A 26,614-nucleotide genomic window follows, 5' to 3' on the forward strand; every position below is an offset into this window, starting at 1 on the left:
CTCGTGCCGGTCCGCAGTCCCCCGGGCCGGACGGTGGGCGCGTTCAGCGGGCGGCGTCCGCGGACGTCCAGCCCTGCCGGTGCAGCCGTTCGATGCCGTCCAGCAGCAGGTCCAGCGCGAACTCGAACTCGAACTGGTCGTCGCAGCCCTGCCCCACGACCGACCCGTCGTCGTGGGCCGCCGCCGTGGCGATCTCGGCGAGGTGCGGGAACCGGGCGGCGACCTCCGGCGGCAGGGCGGCCGGCGGCTCGGGCTCGGTGGGGCCGGACCGGCCGGCCCGCCGGGCGGCGTCGAACAACTCCTGGCTGAAGCCCAGGACCCGGCTGCCCATCGCGTGCATCACGTGGTGGGCAAGGTCGGCGGAGAAGCCGCCGGCCCGGAGCGTCCCGACCACCCAGTCGAGGTAGCCGAGGAGGGCCGGCGTCGCCATGTTCCGCGACTCGATCGCCAGCGGCGCCCAGGGGTGGCGGCCCAGCATCCGCCGCGCCGAGAGGATGCGCCGGCGGAGCGCGGGCTTCCAGTCGGCGTCGGGCACCGGCGGGTCGATCTCCCCGACGACCACGTCGATCATGCCGTCGAGCAGCTCGTCCTTGTTGGCCACGTGCTTGTAGAGGGCCATCGGCACGACGCCCAGATCCTGGGCGAGGTTGCGCATGCTGAGGGACTCGATCCCGGCCTCGTCGGCGAGCGCGACGGCGGCCCGCAGGACCCGGTCCCGGCTCAGCGGCGTCCGGCGCAGCACCTGCTCAGGCATCCCGTCCTCGTCCCTCCGGCGGTGGTTGAACCATAACCGGCTTGACTGGTGTACGGCGTACACCTACCGTAGGTGTACGCCGTACACCTAAAGGGAGGGCACCATGAAGGCGATCGTTCAGGACCGATACGGACCACCGGAGACGCTCACCCTCGCCGAGGTCCCCGCGCCGGTGCCCGCCCCCGACGAGGTGCTCGTCCGGGTCGAGGCCGCCGCGCTCAACGCGTACGACTGGCATGCCATGCGCGGCGACCCGTGGCTGGCCCGGTTGGCGATGGGCCGGTCCCGGCCCCGGGCGCGCATCCGGGGCCGGGACTTCGCCGGCCGGGTCGAGGCGGTCGGCGCCGACGTCCGGCGGGTACGCCCCGGCGACCCGGTCTTCGGCGACCTCGGCGACGCCAACGGCGCGTTCGCCGAATACGTGTGCGTGCCCGAGACCTCGGTCGCGGCCACGCCGGCGAACCTCACGCCGCAGCAGGCGGCCGCCCTGCCGCTGGCCGGCACCACCGCGCTGATGGGGCTGCGCGACGTCGGGCGGGTCGAGCCCGGCCACCACGTCTTGGTCAACGGCGCCTCCGGCGGCGTCGGCACCCTGGCGGTGCAACTGGCCAAGGCGTTCGGCGCGACGGTCACCGGGGTGTGCAGCACCCGCAACGTCGAGCTGGTCCGCTCCCTCGGCGCCGACCACGTCGTCGACTACACCCGCGCCGACTTCACCGCCGGCCCGCGCCGCCACGACGTCGTGTTCGACCTGGTCGGCAACCGCTCCCTCACCGCCCTGCGGCAGGCGCTGACCCCGACCGGGACGCTGGTCCTCTCCGGCGGCGGCGTCTACCGGGGCGGCAGCCTCGTCGGGCCGGTCTGGCTGATCGCGCGCGGCCGGCTGCTGGCGCCCTTCGTCCGGCAGCGCGTCGTCACCCTCGCCACGACGCCGAGCCGGCAGCACCTCGACGCGCTCCGCGCCCACGCCGAGGCCGGCCGCCTCACCCCGGTCATCGACCGGACGTATCCGCTCCACGAGGTGCCCGACGCCCTCCGCTACCTGGAGGGCGAGCACGCGCGGGCGAAGGTCGTCATCACGGTCTGAGGTGGGCGCTGGCCTACAGTTCGGGTCATGACCGACCCGGCTCCCCGCGCCCGCCGCTCCGACGCCACCCGGGCGGCGATCCTGCGCGCCGCCCGCGAGCGGTTCGGCGCGGACGGCTACGACCGGGCCACCATCCGGGCCATCGCCGCCGACGCCCGGATCGACCCGTCCATGGTGATGCGCTACTACGGCAGCAAGGAGGCACTCTTCGCCGCCGCGGCCGAGGTCGACCTGCGCCTGCCCGACCTCACCGCGGTGCCGCCCGAGCAGGTCGGCGAGGCGCTGGTGCGGCACTTCCTGGACCGCTGGGAGGGCGACGAGCGGATGGCGGCGCTGCTGCGTACCGCCAGCACCAACCCGGGCGCCGCCGAGCGGATGCGGCAGATCTTCGCCGAGCAGCTCGGCGCCATGGTGGCCCGGCTGGCACCGGCCGAGGCACCCCGGCGGGCCGGCCTGGTGGCCAGCCAGATGCTCGGCCTGGCGCTGACCCGCTACGTGCTGCGCATCCCCCCGGTCGCCGACGCGGAGCCGGCGGAGCTGGTCGCCTGGATCGCGCCCACCATCCAGCGCTACCTGCACGGCACCCCACCCGGCTGACCGCCCAACCATTTCCACCCGCCCCGGCGTCCAAGGGGCGACGGGTGGCGCGACGAGCGGTGGGAGGGGGAACCGGATGGGCCCCGAAAGAACCGACGACGGGCGGGACGACTACGTCAGCTTCGTCGAGCGCCATCAGCACCGCCTGCTGCGAGCGGCGTACCTGATCTGCGGCAACCGGCACCAGGCCGAGGACCTGCTCCAGGACGCGCTGCTCAAGCTGGCGCTGCGCTGGCCCGCCGTGCGCCACGGCGACCCGGCCGCGTACGTGCGGGCCATCCTCTACCGGGACGCGGTCTCCTGGTGGCGGCGGCGCCGGCGGGAGTGGCTGAGCGCGTACCCACCGGAGCGCGAGACCGGCGACGGTGACGGCGCGTTGCGGCTCAGCGTGCGGGCCGCGCTCGACCGGTTGCCTCCCCGGCAGCGCGCGGTGGTCGTGCTGCGCTACTTCGAGGACCTGACCGAGGCGGCCACCGCCGAGGTGCTCGGCGTCACCGTCGGCACCGTGAAGAGCCAGTGCCACGACGCCCTGCGCCGGCTCCGGCAGGTCGCGCCCGACCTGGGCGTCGCCGCCGGACCGGACGACGGCCGCAGCGCCGGGATGGAGGTGGGACGGTGAAGGAGGAGGAGCTGCACCGGCTGCTGACCGTGGCGGCGGAGGACGTCCGGCCGTCCCGTCCGGCGTCGACCGGTTGGGAACGGGCCCGGCGGCACCGCAGCCGGCGCGCGGTGGCGGCCGTCGCGCTGGCCGTCGCCCTGCTCACCGGGGCCACCGCGCTGGCCCTGCGCCCGACCGGCCACGCCGCTCCACCGGCGGTGCCCGCGACGCCGAGCGCGACCGCCGCACCCGTGCAGCGCCCGCCCGCCGAGCCGGCCTACCGGGGTGGTCCGCTGTCCCGGCTCACCGACGCGCCCGCCGCACCGCTCTCCACCCGACCGGTACGCCGGGCGCTCGCCCTCTATCAGCCGGTCGACCGGGAGACCTGGACCGGCGGCGAGATCCGGGTGCTCGGCGACGACGGGCTGGTCCGGAGCCTCGACACGGTCACCCCGGCGGCCACCCGGGACCGGGGCGGCAACCAGGCGCCGGCGCTGAAGCCGGGCCAACTCTCGCCGGACGGGCGTACCGCGGTGTTCCCGCAGACCGACGAGGTGATCGTGGTCGACCTGACCACGGCACAGGTGCACCGCTTCCCGCTCGGCGGCTACCTGGAGCTGGCGGTCTGGGTGGGTGACCGGGTGCTGGTCGGCGGCGACGACCGGACGTACCTGCTCGACCCGGTGTCCGGGCGGGCCGACCCGGTCGCCGGCTCGATCTGGGAGACGGTCGCGCCGGACCCGGCCGGGAGCCGGCAGACGGTGGCGGAGCTCGGCGGCGTCCAGGACGGCCTGGTCCTGCGCGAGCGCTCGCTCCCGGACGGCACGGTCCGGCAGCAACGGAAGATCAGCAGTGCCGGGCTGAACGGGTCGTACCGGGTCGACGAGTTCTACGGCCGCGGCTGGCAGCGGGGGAACCGGATCGCCCAGGCCGGCTGGACCAGCACCGACGCGCGCAGCGGCGACGAGGGGGTGGCCGTGCTCGACGCCCGCACCGGCGCGGTGGTCCGGCTGCTCGACCTCGGCCGGGAGGGCGTGGTCAAGGCGTGCTGCGAGGTGCTCGGCTGGGACCCGGACGGCGCGGTGCTGCTGCGCCACGACGCCGGCGCGTTGGTGCGCTGGCAGCCGGAGACCGGCGAGTTCACCGGCGTGACCCGGAACGCGACAGGTCAGATGGCGCTCGCCGCCGGGTGACCACCCGGCGGCGAGCGGCGGGGCCCGGGTCAGCCGGCGAGGCCGCCCGGCTGGTCGCCCCGCACGACGGGAGCCCGGACCAGGTTGCCCCACTCGGTCCACGAGCCGTCGTAGTTGCGCACCTGCGGGTAACCCAGCAGGTGGTGCAGCACGAACCAGGTGTGGCTGGACCGCTCCCCGATCCGGCAGTACGCCACCACGTCGTCGGCCGGGCTCAGCCCGAGCTGGTCGGCGTAGATGGCGCGCAGCTCGTCGGCGGACCGGAAGGTGCCGTCGTCGTTCGCGGCGGACTTCCACGGCTTGTTCACCGCGCCCGGGATGTGCCCGCCGCGCAGCGCGCCCTCCTGCGGGTAGTCCGGCATGTGCAGCATCTCGCCGGTGTACTCGCCCGGCGAGCGGACGTCGACCAGCGGCCGGCCGGCGGCCACGTGCGCCATCACCTGCTCCCGGTACGCCCGGATCGGCGCGTCGTTGCGCTCCGGCACCGGATAGTCGGCGCGCGGCCGGGTGACCTTCTCCCGGGTCAGCTCCCGCCCCTCGGCGATCCACTTCTGCCGGCCGCCGTCGAGCAGCCGCACGTCCGGGTGGCCGAAGAGGGTGAAGACCCAGAGCGCGTACGCCGCCCACCAGTTGAAGTTGTCGCCGTAGAAGACCACCGTGTCGTCACGGCCGATGCCCTTCGCGGCGCACAGCTCGGCGAAGCTGCGCGCATCCAGGTAGTCGCGGGTCACCTGGTCGTTCAGCTCGGTGTGCCAGTCCACCTTTACCGCGCCCGGCAGGTGCCCGGTGTCGTAGAGCAGCACGTCCTCGTCGGATTCCACCACCACGAGGCCCTCGTCGCCGAGGTGCTCGGCGAGCCACTCGGTGGTGACCAGGCGCTGCGGGTCGGCGTACGACTGAAGTCGGGGGTTCGGATCGCTCGGCACAGGCATGAGCCCCAAGGTACGCCGGATCGTCCCGGCCCGGCCCGTGATCTCGCGCAGCGGGCGGTCAGGCGCGGCGGTGCACCAGCCGGCCGGCGACCACGGTGGCCAGGCAGGTGCCGTCGGCAGCGAAGACGGCCAGGTCGGCCCGCCCGCCGGCGACCAGCACCGGCGGGCCGGACCGGTCCGGCACGGCCAGGCCGTTGCGGGCGGCGGCGGCCCGCAGCGCCGGGTCGGTCAGGTGGGCGGCGGGCACCGCGCCGACGCCGGCCCGGAACAGGGCGTGCACCCGCTCGCGCGGGCTCGGCCCGGGCGGCAGCGGCCCGTCGTGCACCAGCGCCGGCCCGAGGATGCCGACCCACCGCCGCACCCGCACCCCCGGGTACGCGGCCAGCAGCTCGTCCAGCCCCGCCACCGCCTCGACCCGGTCGCCGTCGACCAGCACCGCGAGGCCGGGGCGGGGCGCGGAGTCCGGGGTCGGCCGCAGCGCCTCGGCCGCGTGCACGGTCCGCACGATCAGTCGCCGACCGGGCCGAGCACCGGTCGCTTGGCGCTGATGGTGTCCCCGGAGGAGCGCCCGGTCAGCCGCCGCTTGATCCACGGGGCCAGGTAGCGGCCGGCCCAGCGCAGGTCGGCGGCGCGGGCGGCCAGCCACGGCGTCGGCGCGGGGTGCGGCGGGACCAGCAGCCACTCCTCCTCGCAGCCCACCCCGAGCGCGGTGAGCACCTGCGCGGCGACCCGGCGGTGCCCGGCCGCCGACAGGTGCAGCCGATCGGTGCTCCACAGCATCGGGTTGAGGTAGGTGTCGTCGGCGTACAGGTCGACGAGGATCGCGCCGTGCCGCTCGGCGACCTCGCCGACGGCCCGGTTGAGCAGGGTCACCCGGGGGGCCACCAGGCGCTGCCCGGGCAGCCGGGCCATCACGTCGGCGAACCGGAAGAGCACCACGTCCGCGCCGCCCGCCCGCAGCCGGCCGACCACCGAGTCGAACCGGGGCACGAAGGTGCCCGGGTCGAAGCTCCGCCGCAGCACGTCGTTGCCGCCCGCCGCGAAGCTGATCAGGTCGGGCTTCATGGCCAGCGCCGCCGGCACCTGCTCGGCCACCACCGCGGGGAACAGCCGGCCCCGGATGGCCAGGTTCGCGTACCGGAAGTCCGGCCCGCTCTCGGCGGCGAGCCGGGTCGCCACCAGATCCGCCCAGCCCCGGTACGTGCCGTCCGGGTAGGCGTCGTCCATCCCCTCGGTGAAGCTGTCCCCCACCGCCACATAGCTGCGCCAGCGCACGCCTGCCTCCGTACCTCCGGATCCGATCCACGTCGATCGGTCAGTCTTCCACCGTCGGTCGCCGCGAGGGGTCCGGTCACCACGGTCGTGTGGCGACGCCCACGCCCCGGCCCGCCGGGTCGGGCGGTGCGGGGCAGTGCGCGGGGGTGCGGCCGGAAATAATGGCGCGCGAATCCGATCGGGGGCGGCCGCGGCCCGGACGCGCCCGTGCGACGGACCCGAGCGAGGACCGCCATGACCGAGGGAACCCCACCCGTTCCTTCCTTCCCCCAGCCCGCCGGACCCGGCCAGCCCGTGCCGGCACCCCCGGGCCCGCCGCCGGCCCCGGCATTCCCGCCGCCGACCGGCTACGGGCCGCCGCCGGCACCCGGCGGGCCGCCCGGGTACGCCCCGCCCGGGTACGGCCCGCCACAGTTCCCCCCGTACGGCGGGTATCCGCCCCCGGTCGGGCCGCCGCCGGTGCGGCGGCCCCGGCGCTGGCTGTGGATCACCCTCGGCGCGGTGGTACTGGTGCTGGCGCTCTGCGCCGGCTCGGCGGTGGCGCTGAAGTCCCAGCTCGACGCGGAGCACGCGGCGAGCGCCGCGGAGCTGGACGAGAAGTACAACCCGATCCGGGAGGAGGAGATCGAGGCGCTGCTCGACGCGCGCGGCAGGGCGCTGCGGGCCAAGGACCTGAAGGCGTTCCTGGCCCCGTTCGACCCGGCGAACAAGGCGCTTGTCGCCCAGCAGACCCGGCTCTTCCGCAACCTGCTGAAGGTGCCGCTGGCCGAGCAGCGGTTCGAACGGGTCACCCAGACCGACTTCAAGCGGGCCGGTGAGCGGGTCACCGTCGACGTGACCATCTCGTTCGTGCACCGGTTCGAGTTCGACCTCACCCCGGTCGAGGAGCTGTACCGCTGGACGCTGCTCCGCCCGGCCAAGGGCGTACCGGTCAAGGTCACCAAGGCCGGCGGGCTGCCCGTCGACCCGAAGCGCGACCGGCTCACCTACTATCCGGCGCCCTGGGACAAGTGGTCGGACCTGCACGTGGAGCGGACCCCGCACACCGTCATCCTGGTCGACGGCAGGCTGACCACCGAGGCGAAGCGGTACGCGCAGCTCGCCGAGCGGGCCGCCGTGGCGGACCTGGCCAGCTGGCGCTCCGGCGGGGTGGCCGGCAAGGTCCCGCAGGGTTTCGTCCTCTCCCTGGTGAAGGGCAAGAAGGAGCTGGGTTCGCTGTACCGGGTGACGAAGGAGTTGCCCGACGAGTCCGGGGTGTCGATCCCGGTGCCGCCGGCCGGCTGGATGGACACCCAGGGCGCGGGCGGCGGCCCCGACGTCGGCGCCAGCCGGGTGGTGATCGACGTGGCCGACAAGTACTTCTTCAGCAACGGCGCCGCGCTGCGGGCGAACATCTTCCGGCACGAGTTCGCCCACTCGATCGTGTTCAACCTGCGCCAGCACGACCCGAAGAAGTACGCCGCCGACGACCTGGAGAACTGGGTCGTCGAGGGCTTCGCGGAGTGGATGGGCGCCCAGCGGCAGTCCTGGACGAAGAGCGACCGCGCCCCCGAGTCGCGGCGGATCCTCCGCTCGCTCGGCTACGACCTGCCGATGCCGAGCAACTTCAGCTGGGACATGAGCGGTCGGGGCTCCTACCACTACTGGCTGGGCCACTCGGCGATGACCTACATCGCCGAGCGGTACGGCGAGCGCAAGGTCTTCGAGTTCGTCGCCACGCACTACCGGGGCCGGACGGTCCAGGCCACCACCAAGGAGGTGCTCGGGGTGTCGTACGCGACGTTCTGCGACCAGTGGGCGGCCTACGTGGTGGGGAGGATGCGCTGAACGATGACAGAATCCTCGGCATGCCCGATCGCGCGCTGAGCTTCGGATCCGTGGCGAAGGCGTACGAACGATTCCGGCCGGGCTATCCGGCCGAGCTGGTCGACCTCGTCGTGGCGTACGCGGGCCGGACGCCCCGGACGGCCCTGGAGATCGGCGCCGGGACGGGCAAGGCGACCCGCCTGTTCGCCCGGCGAGGGATCGCGGTCACCGCGACCGACCCGGACGAGGCGATGCTCGCCGAGCTGCGCGGGCAGGTGCCGGGCGTCCGGACCGTACGCGCCGCGTTCGAGGACCTGATCCCCGGCGAACGCTACGAGCTGGTGTACGCGGCGGCGGCGCTGCACTGGACGGATCCGGTGGACCGGTGGCCCCGGATAGCCGCGCTGCTGGCGCCGGGTGGCGTCTTCGCCTCCGTCGGCGGGCCGATCCGGTTGGCCGACCCGGCCGTCGTGCAGGCCGTCCGCGCGGCCCGGGAGCCGTTCCTGGCCAGCGACGAGCTCCCGTCGCCGGACGGCACGCCCGCGGAGCGGGCCATGCAGTGGCCCGGCACGGAACTCCAGCGATCCGAGTGGTTCACCGACGTCCGGCAGTCGGTGATCGCACGCCGGCTGACGGTGCCCGCCGCCGACTACCTCGGCTACCTCTCCACGGTCTCGGCCTACCTGGAGCTGCCGGCCGGGCAGCGGCGGCAGGTCTACGACCGGATCGGCCGGGTGCTGCCCGATCCGGTCGAGCTGGCCGCCGACCTCATCGTCCACCTCGCCCGGCGGCGCGCCGAGCCGTAACGGCCCCGGCGGGCGCCGCGTCGACTCGGCCGGTCTACTTCGCGACCGCCGGATGGTACGGCGCGAGGGCGTCGCGCACCTCGACGTACTCGCGCCAGTCGTCCTCGGTGTAGGGGATCAGGCCCGCGCCCGCCGCCCGGCCGTACAGGCCACCGGCCAGTGCGGCCGGGAACCTCTGCATGATGGTGGTGTTGATCCGCTCGTAGAAGGTCAGGCTGAGCCGGTCGGAGAGCGCGTCGATGTGCTCGGGGACGTCGGTGAGGAACTTGTCGCGCACGTCGGCGCCGGCGAACTTGCGGATGTAGAGGGAGAGGAAGTCCGCGGTGAAGTTCCGGCCGAAGGGCCGCCGGATGTTCGGCGCCGGCGGCTCCTTCAGGTCGATCATCGTGCCGGCGCGCTGCGCCGCGATGGTGGCGAGGACGTACTTCCGGTAGAGCTTCTCCTCGCCGGGCAACGCCAGCGAGGCGAGCGATTCGCTTATCGCTTCCGGCGAGTACGTGATGAGCAGCATGGCCGTGCCTACCTCGGTGATGCCCGCGACGTACGGCGCGTTGCGATAGCCGGCCCCCAGGAACGGCGGGAACGTCTGCCCCCGGCTGGTGACGGGCACCCGCCGCAGGTTGTCCACGCCGGCCTCCAGGATGCTGCCGAACGTCATGTACCGCGCCGAGTGCAACGGCGCGGTCAGGATCGCCCCGATGCCCATGAACGACCACGAGTTCCGCTGGAACTCCGTACCCACCAGGTTCGTCGAGATGATCGTCGGCCCGAACTTCTCGAAGAACGGCCGCTCCGTCGCGAAGCGTCCACCGAAGTCCATGGACACCAGGCTGGTCTCCTCGGGCATCAGGTGCAGTGCCGCCAGTGAGTCGAAGCCGCCGCTGAAGTTGAGGACGTTCCCCTCCCGCCGCCCCTCGCCGGCCGGCCGCTCGCGGGTCGGCGCGGCCACCTCCCCGCGTACGAACGACTCGACCACCTGTTTCGCCGCCGGGGAGATCCTGAGGTCGAGCCGGACCCGGTCGTAGGCGGGACCGCACATGGTGGACACCGCCAGTGCCACCGCGTCCGGCGCGAACGGGATCGGCCGGCTGGCCTCGAAGTAGATCTCACCCGCCGTCCGGTCGCCGCTGCGGTCGATCTCGTAGCGGAAGTCGAGCCGCTGCGAATCGGTCACCGTGAAGTCGCTGAAGACTGCCCCCGTGGTCATCCGGGCAGCTTACGAGCATGATCCAGAAATTTCGGCCGCTGGCCCCGGCGGGTCGGAAATGCGACAACGCCTAGAGCAGCGGCTGCATCCCGCTCCAGCCGGTGCCGAGCCGGACCCGGCTGAGGAAGCCGGTGCCCTTGCCCCGGTAGAGGTAGAGCGAGTTGGTCGACTTCTCGACGGCGATCAGGTCGGGGTAGCCGTCGTCGTTGAAGTCGCCGACGCCGACCAGGTCACGCAGCCCGTTCCAGCCCGAGCCGACCTGCACCCGCGGGCCGAACCGGGTGCCGCGCCCGGGATACAGATAGAGGTTGCCGTTGCTCTTCTGCCGGGCGATCAGGTCCGGGTAGCCGTCGCGGTTGAAGTCACCCACTCCGGCCAGCTCGTCCATGCCGTTCCAGCCGGACCCGACGACCGTCCGGGTGCCGAAGCCGGTGCCGCGCCCGGGATAGAGGTACAGGTTGCCGGTCGAGGTCTGCACGGCGAGCAGGTCGCGATTGCCGTCCCGGTTGAAGTCGCCGGCCGGGGTGATCTCGCGCAGGATGTTCCAGCCGGTGCCGATCCGGGTCCGGGCACCCCAGCCCGAGGCCGTCCGGGGATACAGCCACGCCTCGCCGGTCGACTTCACCCGGGCGATGACGTCCTCCCGGCCGTCCCCGGTGAAGTCGGTCCGGATGATCGCGTCCATGCCGTTCCAGCCGGTGCCGACGACGCTGCGACCGGTGAGGGAGGTGCCGTTGCCGGGATACCCGTACAGCGAGCCGTTGGAGGTCTGCCGGGCCACCAGGTCGGGCCAGCCGTCGCCGGTGAAGTCGCCGGGCACCGGCGCGGGCGGCTGCGGCAGGGCCACGTCCAGGTAGTTGCTGTCGATGTTGATGGTGACCCCGCCCCAGGTCTCGTTGTGGTCACCCCGGTACTGCTTCATCCGGCGCTTCGGCGCCCAGTACGTGCTGGGAATGGCCGGGTCGTCCACCGTGGCGACGCCGTCCCAGCGGGCGAAGTCCAGGAAGTCGGGGCGTACGTAGCCGGCCTGGTCGTAGGCCGCCACCTGGTCCGCGACCCCGGAGGCCATGCTGCTGTAGAAGCCGGAGAGGTAGCCGAGGTCGTGCAGCCGGACGGTCCACGCGCTCATGAACGACAGCACCGCGGTGCGGCAGCCGGCGTCGCCGGTCCGGTACGCCTCCATGTCGAAGATGAGCACGCTCTGCCGCGCCAGGCCGATCGCCTTCGCCTGCGCCACGGCGTCCTCGGCCTGCGCGCGCCCCTGCGCCGCCGCGTTCGCGGGATCGATGAGGTAGCGCTTGCTGGACAGCGAGCACGGGGCCTGCGACCCCAGGTAGATCGGCATCAGGTGCCAGCCCGCCGCCTGCTGCTCGGTGACCCAGGCGGCGGTCAGGTTGGGTTGCGCGCACGCCCGGTTGGCCCCACCGAAATAGATGCCGACCGCCCGGTACGGCGAGGCCAGCCAGGCCCGCATAGCCGCGGACGAGGGCGCCGTGCAGGCGTCGAACCCCGGTCCGGTGTACGTCCCGGGCTGCGGCCCGGCGGTGCCGACCGCCACGGCGGTGGCGGTCAGGCTGGCGTCGGTGCCCGGCCCGGCGGCGGCTGCGGTCGTGGCGGCCCCGGCGGGCGGCGTCATCCCGGCGACCGTCGCCAGGCCGACCACGCCGGCCAGCAGGACGGGGAGCAGGCGGCGACCGGTGCGGGCCCGGTGTCTGCGGTTCATGCGGTCTCGATTCTGGGCCCGATCGGGGCGAGCAGGAGAGGCCGGGCCACCATATCGGACCGTGGCCGGCCGGGGCGGACGCGACGCCGCGCGTCCGCCCACTCCCGGGTCACGAGTGGGGAGGTTGGCGGGGGCCGCGATAGGGCAGGGTGGCGCGGTAGACCACGTTGGTGGTGGTGCTGCCGAAGGCGGCGAGGTCGTTGACGACCTGTTCGAGGTGCGCCATCGACGTCGCGGCCACCTTCAGTACGTAACAGTCGTCTCCGGTGGTGCACCCGTTCGCTGGTGGCCGACGCGCTCAGCTGGACCCGGCGGCTGAGCTCGGTGATGGGCAGCCGGCCGTCGTCCTGCAACTCGGCCAGGATGGACCAATCGATGGCATCAAGATTCTCGGCCATCCGGCAAAACTATCGGCGGATTCACGGCGAAGACCAGCAAAGGCCGGGAAGATCGGGTTCCACCCCGGACGCGTCGTGGCTAGCGTTGGACCCGTGCGGATTGGTGTGAACGTACCGAACTTCGCCCCGGGCACCGACCCCGATGCGCTGCGACGGTGGGCGCAGACGGTCGAGGGCCTCGGCTTCGACCTGCTGATGGTCTCCGATCACCTCGCGGTGACCCCGGACGTGGCCGAGCAGTATCCGGCGCCGTTCTACGAGCCGTTCACCACGCTGTCCTGGCTGGCCGGGGTGACCGACCGGGTCCGACTGGGCACCACCGTGCTCATCGTCCCGTACCGGCACCCGCTGCTCACCGCCCGGATGGCGGCGAATCTGCACCGGCTCAGCGGCGGCCGGCTCGTCCTCGGCGTCGGCGTCGGCTGGGCCCGGCAGGAGTTCGAGGCGCTCGGGGTGCCGTTCCAGCGGCGCGGCGCGCTGACCGACGAATACCTGCGCGTCATGCACGACGCCTGGCGGAACACCGACGACTACGACACCGCGGCGATCCCGATCTGGGTCGGCGGCAACAGCGACGCCGGCATCCGTCGCGCGGTACGGTTCGGGGCCGCCTGGCACCCGTTGCGGGTCACCCCCGAATGGTTGACGAACGCCGCCGGGCGGCTGAAGGCCACCGCCGACGAGCTGGGCCGCCCGGTGCCCGCGTTGACGCCGCGCATCGCACTCCGGGAGACCCCGGAGGCGGTCACCACCCCGGACCGGCTCGCCGGTGTCGGCACCGTCGAGCAGATCATCGCCGACCTGGAGCGGATCCGGCTGCTCGGCGCGGACACGGTGGTGCTCGACCCGTTCAACGGCGACCTGACCGAGATCCGCCGGCCCGAACGCGCCTGGCGGACCCTTGCGGCCGTGGCCGCGTACCACCGATCCCAGGAGGACCGATGACCCCCGACGACGAGAAGTTTCTCCGCCGTGCCGTGGAGATCGCCAGCAACGCCGGGGCCGCCGGCGAACGGCCGTTCGGCTCGTTGCTGGTCGGCGCGGACGGCACCGTCCTGATCGAGGACCACAACACGGTGGTCTCCGACTCGGACATCACCGCCCACCCGGAGCTGAAGCTGGCCCGCTGGGCCGCCCGGGAGCTCGCCCCCGAGGTGGCTGCCGGCACCACCATGTTCACGAGTTGCCAGCCCTGCCCGATGTGCGCGACCGCGATCGACCGGTCCGGCCTCGGCCGGGTGGTGTACGCCCTGTCCGCCGAGCAGTTCGAGGAGGTCAAGCCGGCCACCCCGCCGCCGCCCCCGGTGCGGTACGAGGGACCGGCCCTGTTCGACGAGGCGCGGCGGCCGATCGACGACCACTACTAGGCGACGGTGGTCGCGGGCCGAATAGGATCGCCGGCTCACCTCCGCCGGTCGTAGGCTGCGGCAATGCTGCTGCGCATGTCGACCCTGCTGCTCCGCACCCTGCGCGAGGACCCGGCCGACGCGGAGGTGCCGAGCCACCGGCTCCTGCTCCGCGCCGGCTACGTCCGCCGCGCCGCACCGGGCGGCTACACCTGGCTGCCGCTGGGCAAGCTGGTGCTGGACCGGGTCGCCGAGATCGTCCGCGCCGAGATGGCCGCGATCGGCGACCAGGAGGTGCACTTCCCGGCGCTGTTGCCGGCGGAGCCGTACCGGACCAGCGGGCGGTGGACGGAGTACGGCGACGACATCTTCACCCTCGCCGACCGCAAGGGCGCCGAGCACCTGCTCGCCCCGACCCATGAGGAGCTGGCCGCGCTGCTGGTGAAGGACCTGTTCACCTCGTACCGGGATTTCCCGGTGACGCTGTTCCAGATCCAGACGAAGTTCCGGGACGAGGCCCGGCCGCGCGCCGGGCTGCTGCGTGGGCGCGAGTTCCTGATGAAGGACGCGTACTCGTTCGACCTGGACGAGGCGGGGCTCCAGGCCGCGTACGACCGGCACCGGGAGGCGTACCGGCGGATCTTCACCCGGCTCGGGTTGGACTTCACCGTGGTGCGGGCGATGTCCGGGGCGATGGGCGGCTCGGCGTCGGAGGAGTTCCTCGCCACCACGCCGGTCGGCGAGGACACCTACGTCGGTTGCACCGCCTGCGACTACGCGGCCAACACCGAGGCGGTGGTGACCGCGGCCCCGACCGCCGGCGACCCGGACGCGCACCCGGCCTCCGAGGCGCACGACACCCCGGAGACGCCCACCATCGCGTCCCTGGTGGAACTGGCGAACGCCCGCGCGCTCGCCGGCCGCACCGACTGGACCGCCGCGGACACCCTGAAGAACGTGGTGCTGACCGTCCGCCGGCCCGGCGCCGAGCGCGCGGAGCTGCTGGTGATCGGCCTGCCGGGCGACCGGGAGGTGGACCTGAAGCGGGTCGAGGCGGCGGTGCATCCGGCCACCGTCGCGGTCTTCGACGACTGGGCGGCGCACCCCGAGCTGGTGCGCGGCTACCTCGGGCCGCAGATTCTCGCCAAGCACGGCGTCCGTTACCTGGTCGACCCCCGGGTGGTCACCGGCACGTCCTGGCTGACCGGGGCGAACGAGCCGGGCCGGCACGCCACCGACGTGGTCTGCGGGCGCGACTTCACCCCCGACGGCACCATCGAGGCCGCCGAGGTACGGCCGGGGGACCGCTGCCCGGCCTGCGGGGACGGCGAGCTGACCATGCGGCGGGGCATCGAGATCGGGCACATCTTCCAGCTCGGCCGCCGGTTCACCGACGCGTTCGCCCTGGACGTGCTGGGTCCGCAGGGCAAGCCGGTCCGCCCCACCATGGGCTGCTACGGCATCGGCGTGTCCCGGGCGGTCGCCTCGATCGCCGAGCAGCACCACGACGACCGGGGCCTGGTCTGGCCGGCGGCGGTCGCGCCGTGCGACGTACACCTGGTGGCCGCCGGGAAGGGGCCGCAACTGGACGCGGCGCTGGACCTCGGCGGGCGGTTGGCCGCCGCCGGGCTGCGGGTGCTGATCGACGACCGGACGCACGTCTCCGCCGGGGTGAAGTTCACCGACGCGGAGCTGATCGGCATCCCGCGCGCCGTGGTGGTCGGCCGCCGGCTCGCCGACGGGTACGTCGAGCTGCGCGACCGGGCCGGCGGGGAGCGGACCGAGCTGCCCGTCGGCGAGCTGGTGGAAAGGCTGACGGCAGAGCGTGCAAAGCGGGTGTAACGGCCGGTCGGGTGGGTACCGGTCGAGAATCGACTTCGTTTCGTTCCGGAGGCTCTCAAATGGCGGATCTACGCGTCTGTGACGTGATGACGAGACAGGTGGTCTATCTCTCGGCCGAGACCATGCTCGACGAGGCGGCCCGGGTGATGCGGGACACCGACATCGGCGACGTCGTGGTCACCGACGGGGCCACGCTGGCGGGCATGCTGACCGACCGCGACATCGTGGTCCGGGCGGTGGCCGACCGGCTCGACCCGGCGGCGACGCCGATCGGCTCGGTGATCACCCGTGAGGTGGTGATGATCGAGCAGCATGCGACGGCAAACGAGGCGGCGTCGTTGATGCGCGAGCGCAATATCCGGCGGGTGCTGGTCTGCGACACCGATCGGAAGCTGGTCGGCATCGTCTCCCTCGGCGACCTGGCGATGCAGCTCGACCCCACCTCGGCGCTCAGCGACATCAGCGAAGCCGCCCCCAACATGTGAAAGGAGGGTGCCCTTGTTAACGCTTCCGGTAGAGCAGGGGCCCCTTCTTAACACTCCCCGACGCGCGGGAGCATCCCCGCGCGAGCACCCTCGACGGGCGGGAGCCACGACGGGCGGGCGACGGTCGGCGGTAGCCTCGACGGATGCCCGAGATGCCGACCAAGCTGGCGGAGATCGTCGACGAGTTCGCCGCCGCGCCCCGCGACGTGGTGCTGGAGATGCTGCTGGAGTACGCCGACGTCATCCCGCCGCTGCCCGAGGGGATCGACCGGGAGGGCATGGAGCAGGTCCCGGAGTGCCAGACGGCGTTCTTCCTGCGCGCCCAGGTGCAGCCGGACGGCACGGTGCTCACCTGGTTCGACTGTCCACCGGAGGCGCCGACCACCCGCGCCTTCGCCGGCATCCTCGCCGAGGGCCTGGCCGGGGCGAACGCCGAGCAGGTGCTGGCCGTGCCGGACGACCTCTACCAGCGGATGGGGCTGGCCCAGGCGATCAGCCCGCTGCGGGTACGCGGCGGCACGGCGATCCTGGCCCGACTCAAGCGCCAGGTCCGGGAACAGGTCGGTTGAAGCCCCAGCGCCAGGTCCGGGAACAGGTCGACTGAGGTCCGAGCGCCAGGTCCGGGAACAGATCGGCTGAGCTGCGGGTTGTCCCGGTTCATGGAGATCGAGATCTACGCCGACGTGGTCTGCCCCTGGTGCTGGATCGGCAAGCGCCGGCTGGAACAGGCGCTGGAGTCGTACGACGGCGAGGTGACCGTCCGGTACCGGCCGTTCCAGCTCGACCCGACGCCGGTCACCGAGCCGAAGCCGCTGATCGAGGCGCTGGGCGCGAAGTTCGGCGGCCGGGACCAGGCGGAGGGGATGGCAGCCCACGTCACCCAGGTCGCCGCGGGCGCTGGGATCGAGATGCACTTCGACCGGGCGGTGGCCGCCAACACCTTCGAGGCGCACCGCCTCGTCCGCTTCGCCGCCGAGCGGGGCCGGTCCGCCGAGCTGGTGGAGCGGCTCTACCGGGCGCACTTCCAGGACGGGATCGACGTCGGGTCGACGGATGCGCTGGTCAAGCTGGCGGCCGAGGTGGGCCTGGACGAGTCCGACGCGCGCGGGTACCTGGAGTCGAACCTGGGCCGACGCGAGGTGGCCGCCGACCTGTCGGCCGCCCGCGAGCTGGGGGTGACCAGCGTGCCGACGTTCGTGCTGGCCGGCAAGTACGCGGTCACCGGCGCCCAGGAGCCGGAGACCCTGCGCGCCGCCCTGGACGAGGTGCGCCGCCGGGAGACCGGCCCGGCCTGAGCCGTCGGAGACACGGCCTGAACCGGCGGGCGGCCGGCGCGGCCTGAGCGGCGGGCGCCCGGCCTGGCCTGAGCGGCGGGCGCCCGGCCTGGCCTGAGCCGCCGGGAGACCGGCGCGGCCCACGCCCTCGACAGGCCGGCGAGCTCATGCATCGACGATCTTGATGTTTCACGTGGAACAAGATCGACGGGTGTGGGTCACGCCGGCCGGGCGAGCTCCTCCACCACCTGCGCGCCGGGCAGCACCCCGAGCGCCGGGCCGGGCAGGGCAATCTTGCTGTGCCGTACGCCCGAGCCGATGATCACGTGCGGAGTGGCGACCACCCGCGAGTCCACCAGGATCGACCAGGACTCGGGCAGCCCGATCGGGGTGATGCCGCCGTATTCCATGCCGGTCAGCTCGACCGCCTCGGCCATCGGCGCGAAGCTGGCCTTGCGGACGTCCAGCATCCGGCGGATCACCCCGTTGACGTCGGCCCGGGTGGTGGCGAGCACCAGGCAGGCCGCGTACCGGACCTCACCGCCGCGCTTGCCGGCCACCACCACGCAGTTGGCCGACTCCGCCATCTCCACCTCGTACGCGGCGCAGAAGGCGGCGGTGTCGGCGAGTTCGGCATCGATCGGCGCGACCAGCACCTCGTCGACGTCCACCGGCGCCTCGGCGGGCCACTGCTCGATCGCGGCGGCGACCGGCGGCGCGAGCAGGTCCAGCCGGGTGCGGGCGGGCTCGGTCTTCAACGTCCCCATCACGGAACCGATCCTCGCACCCCCGCCACCCCAACCCCCACCCCCGAGCACCGTTGATCATGAAGTTTGCGTCGCAGAAAACTCGATTCCCGACGCAAACTTCATGATCAACGGGGCCAGGCGGGCCGGGGCAGGCGGGGGCGGGGAGGGGTCAGCTGCCGGTGAGGAAGGCGTTGTCGCCCATGAAGGCACGGTCTCCGGTGACGGCGCGCTGCTCGGCGTGCAGCAGTTGGGGACGGCGGCTCTCCAGGTCCTCCATGCCGTGGCGGACCGCCAGCCGGATCACGCCGTAGAGGAAGACGAACCCGAAGACGTACAGGAGCACGGTGACGACGACGACCAGCATGGCCTCAGGTTAGGTCGGTCAGGACCAGCAGATTTCTCATCTTTTCCCGGTTCCCCCGTACGTGTCGGCGAGGTGGTCGGCCCAGGTCCGGGTGCCCGTCGGGGTGGCCCGGGTGGTCAGCCCGCCGGCGCGCAGCGACCGGCCCAGCCGGCCCGGCAGCCGCACCGGCAGGAACGGTCGGCGGGAGCCCTTGGCGGCCTGCCAGGCGCGGGCCGCCTCGTCGAAGCGGAGCACCTGCGGTCCGGCGTACTCCTCGACGTCGTCGAGCGGGCCGGCGGCGAGCCGGGCGACGAGCCGGTCGGCCACCTCGGCCGGGTCGACCGGCTGGGCCAGCACCGCCCGGTCCCCGATCACCGGCCCCAACCGGCTGGACCGGGTGAGCAGCTCCGCCAGGAACTGGGGGAACTGGGTCGCCCGCAGGATCGTCCACGGCACCGGACCGGAGCGGACCACCTCCTCGGCGGCGAGCTTGTGCCGGTAGTAGCCGAACGGCACCCGGTCCACGCCGACGATCGACACGTACACCAGGTGTCGTACGCCGGCCTGACCGGCCGCGACGACCAGCCGGCGGGTGCCGAGGACGTCGACCTGGTGGGTGCGGGAACCCTGGTTCGGCGCGGACGCCAGGTGCAGCACCGCCTCCGTGCCGGCCACCGCCGCCGGCAGCCCCTCCCCGGTGGCGAGATCGGCGGGCACCCACTCGACCGCCGGGTCAACACGCCGGTGCCGGCTCGTCGCCCGCACCGTGACGCCGTCGGCGAGCAGCCGTGGCACGACCGCCTGGCCGAGTCGCCCGCTCGCGCCGGTCACCAACACCCGCATGGTCCCTCCCGATGATCCCGCCCGTCCCACCCTCCGACGGTGCCACCGACCCGGACGTGACGGCGGGCGCCGCACCGGTCCACGGTGGCACCACCGAAGGACGGGCCACCCGCGCCGGGACCCCGGGCCGCACCGAGATCAGGACGCCCGCGCAGGCCCACCGCGCAGGCTCAGGCCGCCGCCGAGGTGCGGGCCGCCGCGCGGTCCGGCACCACCCGCCCGGCGACCAGCGCGCCGACCAGCGCGCAGCCGGCCGCCACCGCCAGGGTGCCGGCATACCCGGCCGGCCCCGGCGCACTCCCCATGCCCAGCAGGGCGCCGATCAGGGCCAGCACGGTGGCGGAGGCCAGCGAGTCGCCCAGTTGCAGCGACGAGCTGTTCCGGCCCTCCTCGCCGGGGGCGGACAGGCTCAGGGTCAGCACCGACAGCGACGGGAAGAGCAGTCCCATGCCCAGCCCGGCCACCGCCCAGGCCAGCATCCCGAGCGGCACCGGCACCGGCGGGAGCAGGACGGCGGCCGTGCCCGCGGTGCCGACCGCGATGCAGGCCAGCCCGGCCCGGGGCAGGGTGGCGGTCGACGCCGGGGCGGGCAGCCGCCCCTGCAACCAGGAGCCCAGCGACCAGGAGACCGCCCCGATGGTGAGCGCCAGGCCGGCACCGGTCGGGCTCAGCCCGCGTTCCCGGGACAGCATCAGCGGGATCACCACCTCCGCCCCGGCGAACGCGGCCGCCGCCAGCGCCCGCAGGCCGATCACGGTGGGCAGCCCCCGCGCGGCGCGCAGGAACCCGGCCGGCAGCAGGTGCGGGACGCTGGCCAGCAGGCCGGCCAGCGCCACCGCCACCACCAGCACGGCGGTGGCGCCGCGCTGCTGCCCCCCGTGATGCAGCAGTGCGGCGCTCACCCCCGCCCCGCACGCCCAGCCGATCCGGCCCGCCGAGCCGGCGGGCGGCCGGCGCCGCCCGGCCGTCCCCAGTGCCCGCAGGCCGGGCTGGATCAGCAGGACCGCCGGCACCGCGACCACCGGCACCGCGAGGAAGACCCACCGCCAGCCGAGGTGCTCCACGATCAGGCCGGCCACCACCGGCCCGACCAGCGAGGGTACGACCCACGCGGCGGCGAAGGCGGCGAAGATCCGGCGGCGCAGCCGCTCCGGGTAGGCCAGCCCGACGATCACGTAGAGCGCCACCGACAGCAGGCCGGTGCCGAAGCCCTGCACCATCCGCCCGGCGACCAGCACCTCCATCCGCGCGGCGATGCCGGCGAGCAGCAGCCCGGCCACGAAGAGGCCCAGCCCGGCCCACATCGCGGGGCGGGGCCCCCGGGCGTCGCACCAGACGCCGGAGGCGACCATGCCCAGCACGCCCAGGGCGAGCGGGCCGCCGAAGGCCAGCGCGTACCAGCCCAACCCGTCCAGGCTGCGGGCGACGGTGGGCATCGCGGTGCCCACGGCGAGCGCCTCGAAGGCCAGCAGCGACACCAGCGCCACGCTGCCCACCGTCATCGCCCGCAGCCGCGGGGTGTAGAGGCCCTCGGCCGGGACGGCCGGCGACGCGGTCGCGGTCACCGCCGGCCCGCCGGGCAGCGAAAGACCATCGGGTACGCCGGGTGCGGCGCGGGGACAGACATGCCCCTACCCTGCGACCTCAACCCGGATTGAGGTCAACGCCGGGTGACCCGGCCCACTCACGCGGTCTCCAGCGCCTCGCCCATCCCCTTGGCCAGGCCGGACAGGTGCTGGTCGGCCAGCAGGTGACCGGCGGTGATCACCAGCGCCATCGGCCACTGGATCACCTGGAAGGCGGCCAGCACCCCGATGCCCGCGTAGTAGGCCAACTTGTCCGGTGGCGGCACCGCCACCTCGCCCAGCACCGGGACCTCCACCCGCCGCCGGTCGTAGGAGTGGAGCTTGTCCATGTCGTGCAGGTTGCGCGTCAGCGCGCTCATCCCGGCCTCCCCAGGCCCTCGGCGTTCCTCACGGTTCTGCCACCCCGGATTCCACCGCCCACCCCGTCCATGCCCGCCGAGCTGCGGAAATTTCTCCCGCCACCAGGGCATAAGGGACGGCACGTCGGGAAGCCAGGGCGCCGGAACGACGACCGGGAGGCGACATGGCGTACGCCGGGGGACGCGACGACGGCGGTGGGAAGCGGGGCCGGCGGCCCGGCCGTACCGCTCGATGACGCCGCTGGGCCGCGTGGCCGGCCGCCTGCTGCCCCCGCTCCCGGTGCCGGGGCTGGTCGGTGACGCCACCCGCGCGGTCGACGCCGCGGCCCGGAAGCTGGCCCGGACCGCCGGCCTGAGCAGCCGCCGGGTCTGGTCCGGCAACGGGCGGCACCACATCGAGGTGCACGGCGTCTGCCAGGACGGCGGCGACAAGCTGGCCCGGCAGGTGGAGGCGGCCCTGGAGCGGCTGCCCGGGGTGGCCTGGGCCCGGGTGAACGCCCCCTCCGGCCGGGTGGTGGTGGCCGTCGAGCAACCCGAACCGAAGCTGCGCGACCTGATCGCCACCGTCGCCCGCACCGAGCACACCTGCGACCACGAGCCCGACCCGGACGTCCCGCCGCCGCACCCGCCCGAGGAGGGTCCGCGTACCCCCCGCACGCTCGGCGGCCTGGTCTCCGACGCGCTCGGCCTGACCATCTCCGCGGCCACCCGCATCCTGCCGTTCACCCCGGTGCCGGGCGAGGTGGCCGGGCTGCTCCGCGCCGTCGACCTGCACCCGAAGCTGCACGCCCTGGCCAACCGGGGGCTGCGCGCCGACCCCCGGGCCGAGGTGCTCTTCCCGCTCGCCGAGGCGGTGGCGCAGGGCCTCTCCGGCGGCTGGACCGGCATCGTGCTCGACGGCGCGCAGCGACTCGTGCAGTGGGGCGAGGCCCGGGCGCAGCTGGTCACCTGGGAACGGGCCGAGCCCCGGTTGACCGGGGACCCCGACCGGGCGGTGGCCCGCGCCCCGCGTGCCGAACGGCCCATCCCCAAGCCGGACGGCCCGGCCGAGCGGTACGTCAACCGGATGCTGGCGGCCGGCCTCGCCGCGGGGGCCGCCGCCGTGCCGGTGGTGGGCGGCAAGCGGGCCATCTCGGTGGGGCTCTCCGCGCTGCCCAAGGCGCCCGGCAGCGGCCGGGAGGGGTACGCCGCCCAGCTCGGCCGGATCCTCGCCCGGCGCGGCGTCATCGCCATGGACCGCAGCGTGCTGCGCGAACTGGACCGGATCGACACCGTGGTGCTCGACGCGGCCGTACTCGGCTCCGGCCGGGGCGTGCTGGCCGACCTGGCCCCGCTGGCCGGTGCGGACACCGGCGAGGTGGCGGGCCGGGCGTTCGAGCTGTTCGACCCGGACGCGCCGGACCGGCTCCAGCGCGCGGACGGTTGGCGGCTCGGCCCGCTGGACCGGCTCGACGCCGTCGACCCCGGCGACACCCCGGACACCCGGCGGCTGCGGGCGGCCGGCGGCCGGCTGCTCGGGCTGGCCCGGGACGACCGGCTGGTCGCCGTGCTGCGGGTGGACGAGGAGCCGGCGCCCGGCGTGCAGACCCTGCCGACCGCCGCCCGGCAGGCGGGGCTGCGGCTGGTGGTGGCCGCCGACGACCCCGAGCGGTACGCCTTCGCCGATGCCGTCCTGCCCAACGGCTCCCGGCTCACCGAGTCGGTACGCGCCCTGCAACACGACGGTGCCGTCGTCATGCTGATCTCCGGCGACCGGTCCGCGCTGGGTGCCGCGGACTGCGGGGTGGGCCTCTCCGACCCGCGGGACACCCCGCCCTGGGGGGCGCACCTGCTGGTCGGGGACGACCTGCGGATCCCCGCGCTGCTGATCGAGGCCGTCGGGACGGCCCGCGAGATGACCCGGCAGAGCATCCGGCTCGGCCTGGCCGGCACCGGCCTCGGCGCGCTCGGCGCGTTCACCACCGACACCGCGCTGCTGCCCGGCCGGACGCTCGCCGCGGTGAACGGCGCCGCCGGGTTGGCCTTCGCCAACGGGGTGTGGCGGGCGCACCGGCTGCCCGACCCGGCCCGGACGCCGGTGCCGGTCACCACCGCCTGGCACCTGATGCCGGTGGACACCGTGCTGCGCCAGCTCGACACCGGCCCGGACGGGCTCGCCGCCGCGGAGGCGCACCGGCGGCACGGCGCCGTCGGGACCGACGCGCCCGGTCAGGCCAGCCTGTTCCGGGCCTTCGTCGAGGAACTGGCCAACCCGCTCACCCCGGTGCTCGTCGCGGGCGCGGTGCTCTCCGCCTCGTTCGGCTCGCTTGTCGACGCCGCCCTGGTCGGTGGCGTGGTCGGCGGGTCGGCGCTGGTCGGCGCCGTGCACCAGCGCAACACCGAACGTTCCCTGGCCGAGCTGCTCTCCCGGTCGGCGGTGACCGCCCGGGTCCGCCGGGACGGCGTGGAGGAGGTGGTGTCGGCGGACGACCTGGTCGCCGGGGACGTGGTGCTGGTCGGGCCGGGGGACGCGGTGCCCGCCGACTGCCGGGTGCTGGAGGCGGTCGGCCTGGAGGCCGACGAGTCGTCGCTGACCGGGGAGTCGCTGCCGGTGGGCAAGACCGCCGAGCCGGTGGTGGCGGCGAACATCGCCGACCGCCGGTCCATGCTCTACGAGGGCACCACGATCGCCACCGGCCGCGCGGTCGCCGTGGTGGTGGCCACCGGCTCGGACACCGAGGCCGGGCGCAGCCTCGCGCTGGCCCGGCAGACCCCGCCGGCGAGCGGGGTGGAGGCCCGGCTCGGCCGGTTGACCAGCTCGGCGGTGCCGCTGGCGGTCAGCTCCGCGGTGGCCGTGGCCGGGGCGGGACTGCTGCGCGGCGTACCCCTGGCGGAGACGGCCGCGACCGCCGCGAACCTGGCCGTGGCGTCGGTGCCGGAGGGGCTGCCGTTCCTGGTCAGCGCCGCGCAACTGGCGGCGGCCCGGCGGCTGGCCGAGCACGGTGCCCTGGTCCGCAACCCGCGCACCATCGAGGCGCTGGGCCGGGTGGACGTGCTCTGCTTCGACAAGACCGGCACCCTCACCGAGGGGCAGTTGATGCTGGCCGGGGTCGGCGACGACGGCCGGTACGCCCCGCTCGACCGGCTCGACGACGGCCTGCGCCGGACGCTGGCCGCCGCGCTGCGGGCCACCCCGACGGCGGACGACCCGGACGAGCTGCCCCAGCACACCGACCGGGCGGTGCTGCGCGGTGCCCGGGGTGCCGGGATCTCCGCCGACACCGGCGCCGCCGGTTGGGCCCCGGCCGGCGGGCTGCCGTTCGAACCCTCGCGCGGCTACCACGCCACGGTCGGCCGCACCGGTGACCACCTGCTGCTCAGCGTGAAGGGGGCACCGGAGACGGTGCTGCCCCGGTGCACCTCCTGGCGCACCCCGGGCGGCCGGGACGAGCCGCTGGACGCCGAGGGCCGGCAGCGGATCGAGGCCACGCTTGCCGACACCGCCGGCGCCGGGCACCGGGTGCTGGCCGTCGGCGAGTGCCGGGCCGCGACCGCGACGATCACCGACGCGGACGTACGTGACCTGGTGTTCGTCGGCTTCCTGGCGCTCGCCGACGTGGTACGCGAGAGTGCCGCCCCCGCCGTGCGCCGGATCCGCGCGGCGGGCGTGCACACCATCATGATCACCGGGGACCACCCGGTCACCGCCGAGGCGATCGCCTCGACCATCAGCCCCGACCACGGCACGCAACGGGTGGCCACCGGCACCGAACTCGACCAGCTCGACGACGAAGCCCTCGGCGAGCGGCTGACCCGCACCGACGTGGTGGCCCGCTGCACCCCGGCCCACAAGGTACGCATCATCCAGGCCCTGCAGAAGGCCGGGCGTACGGTGGCGATGACCGGCGACGGGGCCAACGACGCGCCGGCGATCCGGCTGGCCGACGTGGGCATCGCCCTCGGCCAGCGGGGCACCCCCGCGGCCCGCGCCGCGGCCGACCTGGTGGTCACCGACGACCGGCTGGAGACCATCATCGCCACCCTGGTCGAGGGGCGGGCCATGTGGTCGTCGGTACGCCACGCGCTGAGCATCCTGGTCGGCGGCAACCTCGGCGAGATCGCCTTCAGTGTGCTCAGCGCCGCGGCGACCGGGCGGTCCGCCCTCACCGGCCGGCAGTTGCTCCTGGTCAACCTACTCACCGACCTGGCCCCGGCGCTGGCCATCGCGGTCCGGCCGCCCGGCGGCGACCACGCCGACGGTCTGCTGCGGGAGGGGCCGGACCGGTCCCTCGGGGCCACCATGACCCGGGAGATCGGCCTGCGCGCGGCGGCGACCACGCTGGGCGCGACCGCCGGCTGGACGATGGCCCGGTGGACCGGCAGCGAACGGCGGGCCGGCACCGTCGCGCTCGCCTCGCTGATCGGCACCCAGCTCGGTCAGACCGTGCTGGCCGGCGGGACCAGCCCGACCGTGCTCGCCTCCACCGCCGCGTCGGTGGGCGTGCTGGTCGGCGTGGTGCAGACGCCCGGCGTCAGCCAGTTCTTCGGCTGTACGCCGCTGGGCCCGGTCGGGTGGGGCATCGCCGCCGGCTCGGCGCTCGGCGCGACGTTCGCCAACGGGGCGCTGACCCGGCTGGTGGAACGTTTCCCACCAATGTCCACCGACGGCCGGGCCCGCCCGCAGCCGGCCCCGCACGACGCCGCGCCGTCAGCCCCGGACGACGCCGCGCCGCCAGCTCCGGACGACGCCGCGCCGCCGGCCGGCACCCGGCAGGACGAGCCGGTGGACCTGGCCGCGGCGGAGAGCCCCGACGGGTGGGGCCGACCGGACGGACCGCCGGTGAGCTGACCCGCGATCGGCCCCGTACGGCGATCGCCGCCGTCCCCGGCGCGGAGCCGGCGGCGGCGGCGATCAACCGCAGTGGTCAGGGACGCTCGGAGATGGCCTCGATCAGGTCGCCCACCGGGCGGTCCGGCAGCGACCGGGCCACGTCGGCCACCGCCACGATGCCGACGAGCTCGTGCCCGTCGATCACCGGCAGCCGGCGTACCTGGTGCTTGCCCATGGTCCGCAGGATCTCGGCGGCGTCGTCGTCGGCGCCCACCGTCACCGCCTCGCCCTGGGCCAGCTCGCCGGCGGTCACGTTGCCCGGGTCCCGGCCCTCGGCCAGCACCTTCACCACGATGTCGCGGTCGGTCAGCATGCCCCTGAGCCGGTTGTCGTCGCCGCAGATCGGCAGCGAACCGACGCCCAGCTCCGCCATCCGGCGGGCGGCCACCCTCAGGTCGTCCTGCTCACGAACGCAGGACACGTCGTTGGTCATGATCTCGCGTGCGGTCGGCATCGGCATCACACCTCACTTCCGGGGGGTTGTGAGGTTCTGCTACCCCGGGCGGGCCGGTCCATTCGCGGGACGTCCGCGTCGGCTGGT

26 protein-coding genes and 1 pseudogene are annotated in these 26,614 nt (G+C 74.5%); 13 read left to right on the forward strand and 14 right to left on the reverse strand.

Annotation, left to right across the window (positions count from 1 at the left end):
• Nucleotides 1-43: 43 nt before the first annotated feature.
• Nucleotides 44-754, reverse strand: coding sequence for a TetR/AcrR family transcriptional regulator (locus K7640_RS16910; protein ID WP_222955819.1), 711 nt, complete (start codon nucleotides 752-754; stop codon nucleotides 44-46).
• 103 nt (nucleotides 755-857) lie between these two features.
• Here K7640_RS16910 and K7640_RS16915 point away from each other — a divergent pair, with 103 nt between their 5' ends.
• The 4 genes from K7640_RS16915 to K7640_RS16930 all read left to right on the forward strand — a co-directional run bounded on the left by K7640_RS16915 (nucleotide 858) and on the right by K7640_RS16930 (nucleotide 4,229).
• Nucleotides 858-1,841 carry an NAD(P)-dependent alcohol dehydrogenase gene (locus K7640_RS16915; protein ID WP_222955820.1) on the forward strand — a complete coding sequence of 328 codons (984 nt, stop codon included), beginning with the start codon at nucleotides 858-860 and terminating at the stop codon, nucleotides 1,839-1,841.
• A gap of 27 nt (nucleotides 1,842-1,868) precedes the next feature.
• On the forward strand, nucleotides 1,869-2,438 hold the full coding sequence (locus K7640_RS16920) for a TetR/AcrR family transcriptional regulator (RefSeq protein WP_222955821.1): 570 nt from the start codon (nucleotides 1,869-1,871) through the stop codon (nucleotides 2,436-2,438).
• A gap of 76 nt (nucleotides 2,439-2,514) precedes the next feature.
• A complete protein-coding gene (locus K7640_RS16925) occupies nucleotides 2,515-3,057 on the forward strand; it encodes a SigE family RNA polymerase sigma factor (protein ID WP_222955822.1) in 543 nt (180 codons plus the stop codon).
• The gene (locus K7640_RS16930; RefSeq protein ID WP_222955823.1) at nucleotides 3,054-4,229 is read left to right on the forward strand and encodes a hypothetical protein; all 1,176 of its coding nucleotides are present in this window, start codon (nucleotides 3,054-3,056) and stop codon (nucleotides 4,227-4,229) included. Before K7640_RS16925 ends, K7640_RS16930 begins: the two co-directional genes overlap by 4 nt.
• A gap of 29 nt (nucleotides 4,230-4,258) precedes the next feature.
• On the opposite strand, the gene K7640_RS16935 is transcribed toward K7640_RS16930, so the two are convergent.
• The 3 genes from K7640_RS16935 to K7640_RS16945 are packed head-to-tail and all read right to left on the reverse strand — an operon-like array spanning nucleotide 4,259 to nucleotide 6,436.
• Nucleotides 4,259-5,161 (reverse strand): sulfurtransferase, encoded by a 903-nt coding sequence (locus tag K7640_RS16935; RefSeq protein WP_222955824.1) that lies wholly within the window; start codon nucleotides 5,159-5,161, stop codon nucleotides 4,259-4,261.
• Between the two features lie 58 nt (nucleotides 5,162-5,219).
• Entirely contained in the window at nucleotides 5,220-5,666 is a 447-nt protein-coding gene (locus K7640_RS16940; protein WP_222955825.1) for a hypothetical protein, read from the reverse strand.
• Nucleotides 5,667-5,668: 2 nt separating this feature from the next.
• Nucleotides 5,669-6,436 carry an SGNH/GDSL hydrolase family protein gene (locus K7640_RS16945; RefSeq protein WP_222955826.1) on the reverse strand — a complete coding sequence of 256 codons (768 nt, stop codon included), beginning with the start codon at nucleotides 6,434-6,436 and terminating at the stop codon, nucleotides 5,669-5,671.
• A 234-nt stretch (nucleotides 6,437-6,670) separates the two neighbouring features.
• Here K7640_RS16945 and K7640_RS16950 point away from each other — a divergent pair, with 234 nt between their 5' ends.
• Together K7640_RS16950 and K7640_RS16955 are read left to right on the forward strand one after the other, a co-directional pair.
• Entirely contained in the window at nucleotides 6,671-8,263 is a 1,593-nt protein-coding gene (locus K7640_RS16950) for a hypothetical protein (protein WP_222955827.1), read from the forward strand.
• Nucleotides 8,264-8,283: 20 nt separating this feature from the next.
• Nucleotides 8,284-9,048 carry a trans-aconitate 2-methyltransferase gene (locus K7640_RS16955; RefSeq protein ID WP_222955828.1) on the forward strand — a complete coding sequence of 255 codons (765 nt, stop codon included), beginning with the start codon at nucleotides 8,284-8,286 and terminating at the stop codon, nucleotides 9,046-9,048.
• 34 nt (nucleotides 9,049-9,082) lie between these two features.
• Here the strand turns inward: K7640_RS16955 and K7640_RS16960 are convergent, their stop codons facing one another.
• The 4 genes and pseudogenes from K7640_RS16960 to K7640_RS30830 all read right to left on the reverse strand — a co-directional run.
• The gene (locus K7640_RS16960; RefSeq protein WP_222955829.1) at nucleotides 9,083-10,255 is read right to left on the reverse strand and encodes a hypothetical protein; all 1,173 of its coding nucleotides are present in this window, start codon (nucleotides 10,253-10,255) and stop codon (nucleotides 9,083-9,085) included.
• A 70-nt stretch (nucleotides 10,256-10,325) separates the two neighbouring features.
• Nucleotides 10,326-11,978, reverse strand: a complete 1,653-nt coding sequence (locus tag K7640_RS16965) for a glycoside hydrolase domain-containing protein (RefSeq protein WP_222955830.1) — start codon at nucleotides 11,976-11,978, stop codon at nucleotides 10,326-10,328.
• Between the two features lie 109 nt (nucleotides 11,979-12,087).
• Nucleotides 12,088-12,204 (reverse strand): hypothetical protein, encoded by a 117-nt coding sequence (locus tag K7640_RS30250; protein ID WP_255609278.1) that lies wholly within the window; start codon nucleotides 12,202-12,204, stop codon nucleotides 12,088-12,090.
• Nucleotides 12,205-12,304: 100 nt separating this feature from the next.
• Nucleotides 12,305-12,376: pseudogene (locus K7640_RS30830) on the reverse strand (hypothetical protein); the annotation flags it as partial.
• 93 nt (nucleotides 12,377-12,469) lie between these two features.
• Between K7640_RS30830 and K7640_RS16975 the strand changes: the two are divergent.
• From K7640_RS16975 to K7640_RS17000, 6 genes are all read left to right on the forward strand, one after another.
• Complete coding sequence (locus K7640_RS16975) at nucleotides 12,470-13,321, forward strand: LLM class flavin-dependent oxidoreductase (protein ID WP_222955832.1); 852 nt, start codon at nucleotides 12,470-12,472, stop codon at nucleotides 13,319-13,321.
• A complete protein-coding gene (locus K7640_RS16980; protein ID WP_222955833.1) occupies nucleotides 13,318-13,743 on the forward strand; it encodes a nucleoside deaminase in 426 nt (141 codons plus the stop codon). Before K7640_RS16975 ends, K7640_RS16980 begins: the two co-directional genes overlap by 4 nt.
• 63 nt (nucleotides 13,744-13,806) lie before the next feature.
• Entirely contained in the window at nucleotides 13,807-15,564 is a 1,758-nt protein-coding gene (locus K7640_RS16985; protein ID WP_222955834.1) for a proline--tRNA ligase, read from the forward strand.
• Between the two features lie 59 nt (nucleotides 15,565-15,623).
• Nucleotides 15,624-16,049: a CBS domain-containing protein gene (locus K7640_RS16990; RefSeq protein WP_222955835.1), complete on the forward strand. Its 426-nt coding sequence runs from the start codon at nucleotides 15,624-15,626 to the stop codon at nucleotides 16,047-16,049.
• A 143-nt stretch (nucleotides 16,050-16,192) separates the two neighbouring features.
• The gene (locus K7640_RS16995; RefSeq protein WP_222955836.1) at nucleotides 16,193-16,618 is read left to right on the forward strand and encodes a SufE family protein; all 426 of its coding nucleotides are present in this window, start codon (nucleotides 16,193-16,195) and stop codon (nucleotides 16,616-16,618) included.
• Nucleotides 16,619-16,708: 90 nt separating this feature from the next.
• A complete protein-coding gene (locus tag K7640_RS17000; RefSeq protein WP_222955837.1) occupies nucleotides 16,709-17,344 on the forward strand; it encodes a DsbA family protein in 636 nt (211 codons plus the stop codon).
• 197 nt (nucleotides 17,345-17,541) lie between these two features.
• Here K7640_RS17000 and K7640_RS17005 read toward each other — a convergent pair whose 3' ends face one another.
• The 5 genes from K7640_RS17005 to K7640_RS17025 all read right to left on the reverse strand — a co-directional run bounded on the left by K7640_RS17005 (nucleotide 17,542) and on the right by K7640_RS17025 (nucleotide 21,203).
• On the reverse strand, nucleotides 17,542-18,090 hold the full coding sequence (locus K7640_RS17005; RefSeq protein ID WP_222956031.1) for a YbaK/EbsC family protein: 549 nt from the start codon (nucleotides 18,088-18,090) through the stop codon (nucleotides 17,542-17,544).
• Nucleotides 18,091-18,241: 151 nt separating this feature from the next.
• Nucleotides 18,242-18,436 carry a hypothetical protein gene (locus K7640_RS17010; protein WP_222955838.1) on the reverse strand — a complete coding sequence of 65 codons (195 nt, stop codon included), beginning with the start codon at nucleotides 18,434-18,436 and terminating at the stop codon, nucleotides 18,242-18,244.
• Between the two features lie 36 nt (nucleotides 18,437-18,472).
• Nucleotides 18,473-19,258 carry an SDR family oxidoreductase gene (locus K7640_RS17015; RefSeq protein ID WP_222955839.1) on the reverse strand — a complete coding sequence of 262 codons (786 nt, stop codon included), beginning with the start codon at nucleotides 19,256-19,258 and terminating at the stop codon, nucleotides 18,473-18,475.
• A 170-nt stretch (nucleotides 19,259-19,428) separates the two neighbouring features.
• Nucleotides 19,429-20,823 (reverse strand): MFS transporter, encoded by a 1,395-nt coding sequence (locus tag K7640_RS17020; protein WP_308042575.1) that lies wholly within the window; start codon nucleotides 20,821-20,823, stop codon nucleotides 19,429-19,431.
• A gap of 119 nt (nucleotides 20,824-20,942) precedes the next feature.
• The gene (locus K7640_RS17025; protein WP_222955840.1) at nucleotides 20,943-21,203 is read right to left on the reverse strand and encodes a hypothetical protein; all 261 of its coding nucleotides are present in this window, start codon (nucleotides 21,201-21,203) and stop codon (nucleotides 20,943-20,945) included.
• A 232-nt stretch (nucleotides 21,204-21,435) separates the two neighbouring features.
• Here K7640_RS17025 and K7640_RS17030 point away from each other — a divergent pair, with 232 nt between their 5' ends.
• Complete coding sequence (locus tag K7640_RS17030) at nucleotides 21,436-26,031, forward strand: cation-translocating P-type ATPase (RefSeq protein WP_255609279.1); 4,596 nt, start codon at nucleotides 21,436-21,438, stop codon at nucleotides 26,029-26,031.
• Nucleotides 26,032-26,107: 76 nt separating this feature from the next.
• Here the strand turns inward: K7640_RS17030 and K7640_RS17035 are convergent, their stop codons facing one another.
• Entirely contained in the window at nucleotides 26,108-26,527 is a 420-nt protein-coding gene (locus tag K7640_RS17035) for a CBS domain-containing protein (RefSeq protein ID WP_222955841.1), read from the reverse strand.
• Nucleotides 26,528-26,614 lie beyond the last annotated feature (87 nt).

Origin of the sequence: Micromonospora sp. PLK6-60 (assembly GCF_019890675.1) — a bacterium.
Classification (GTDB): Bacteria; Actinomycetota; Actinomycetes; order Mycobacteriales; family Micromonosporaceae; genus Micromonospora.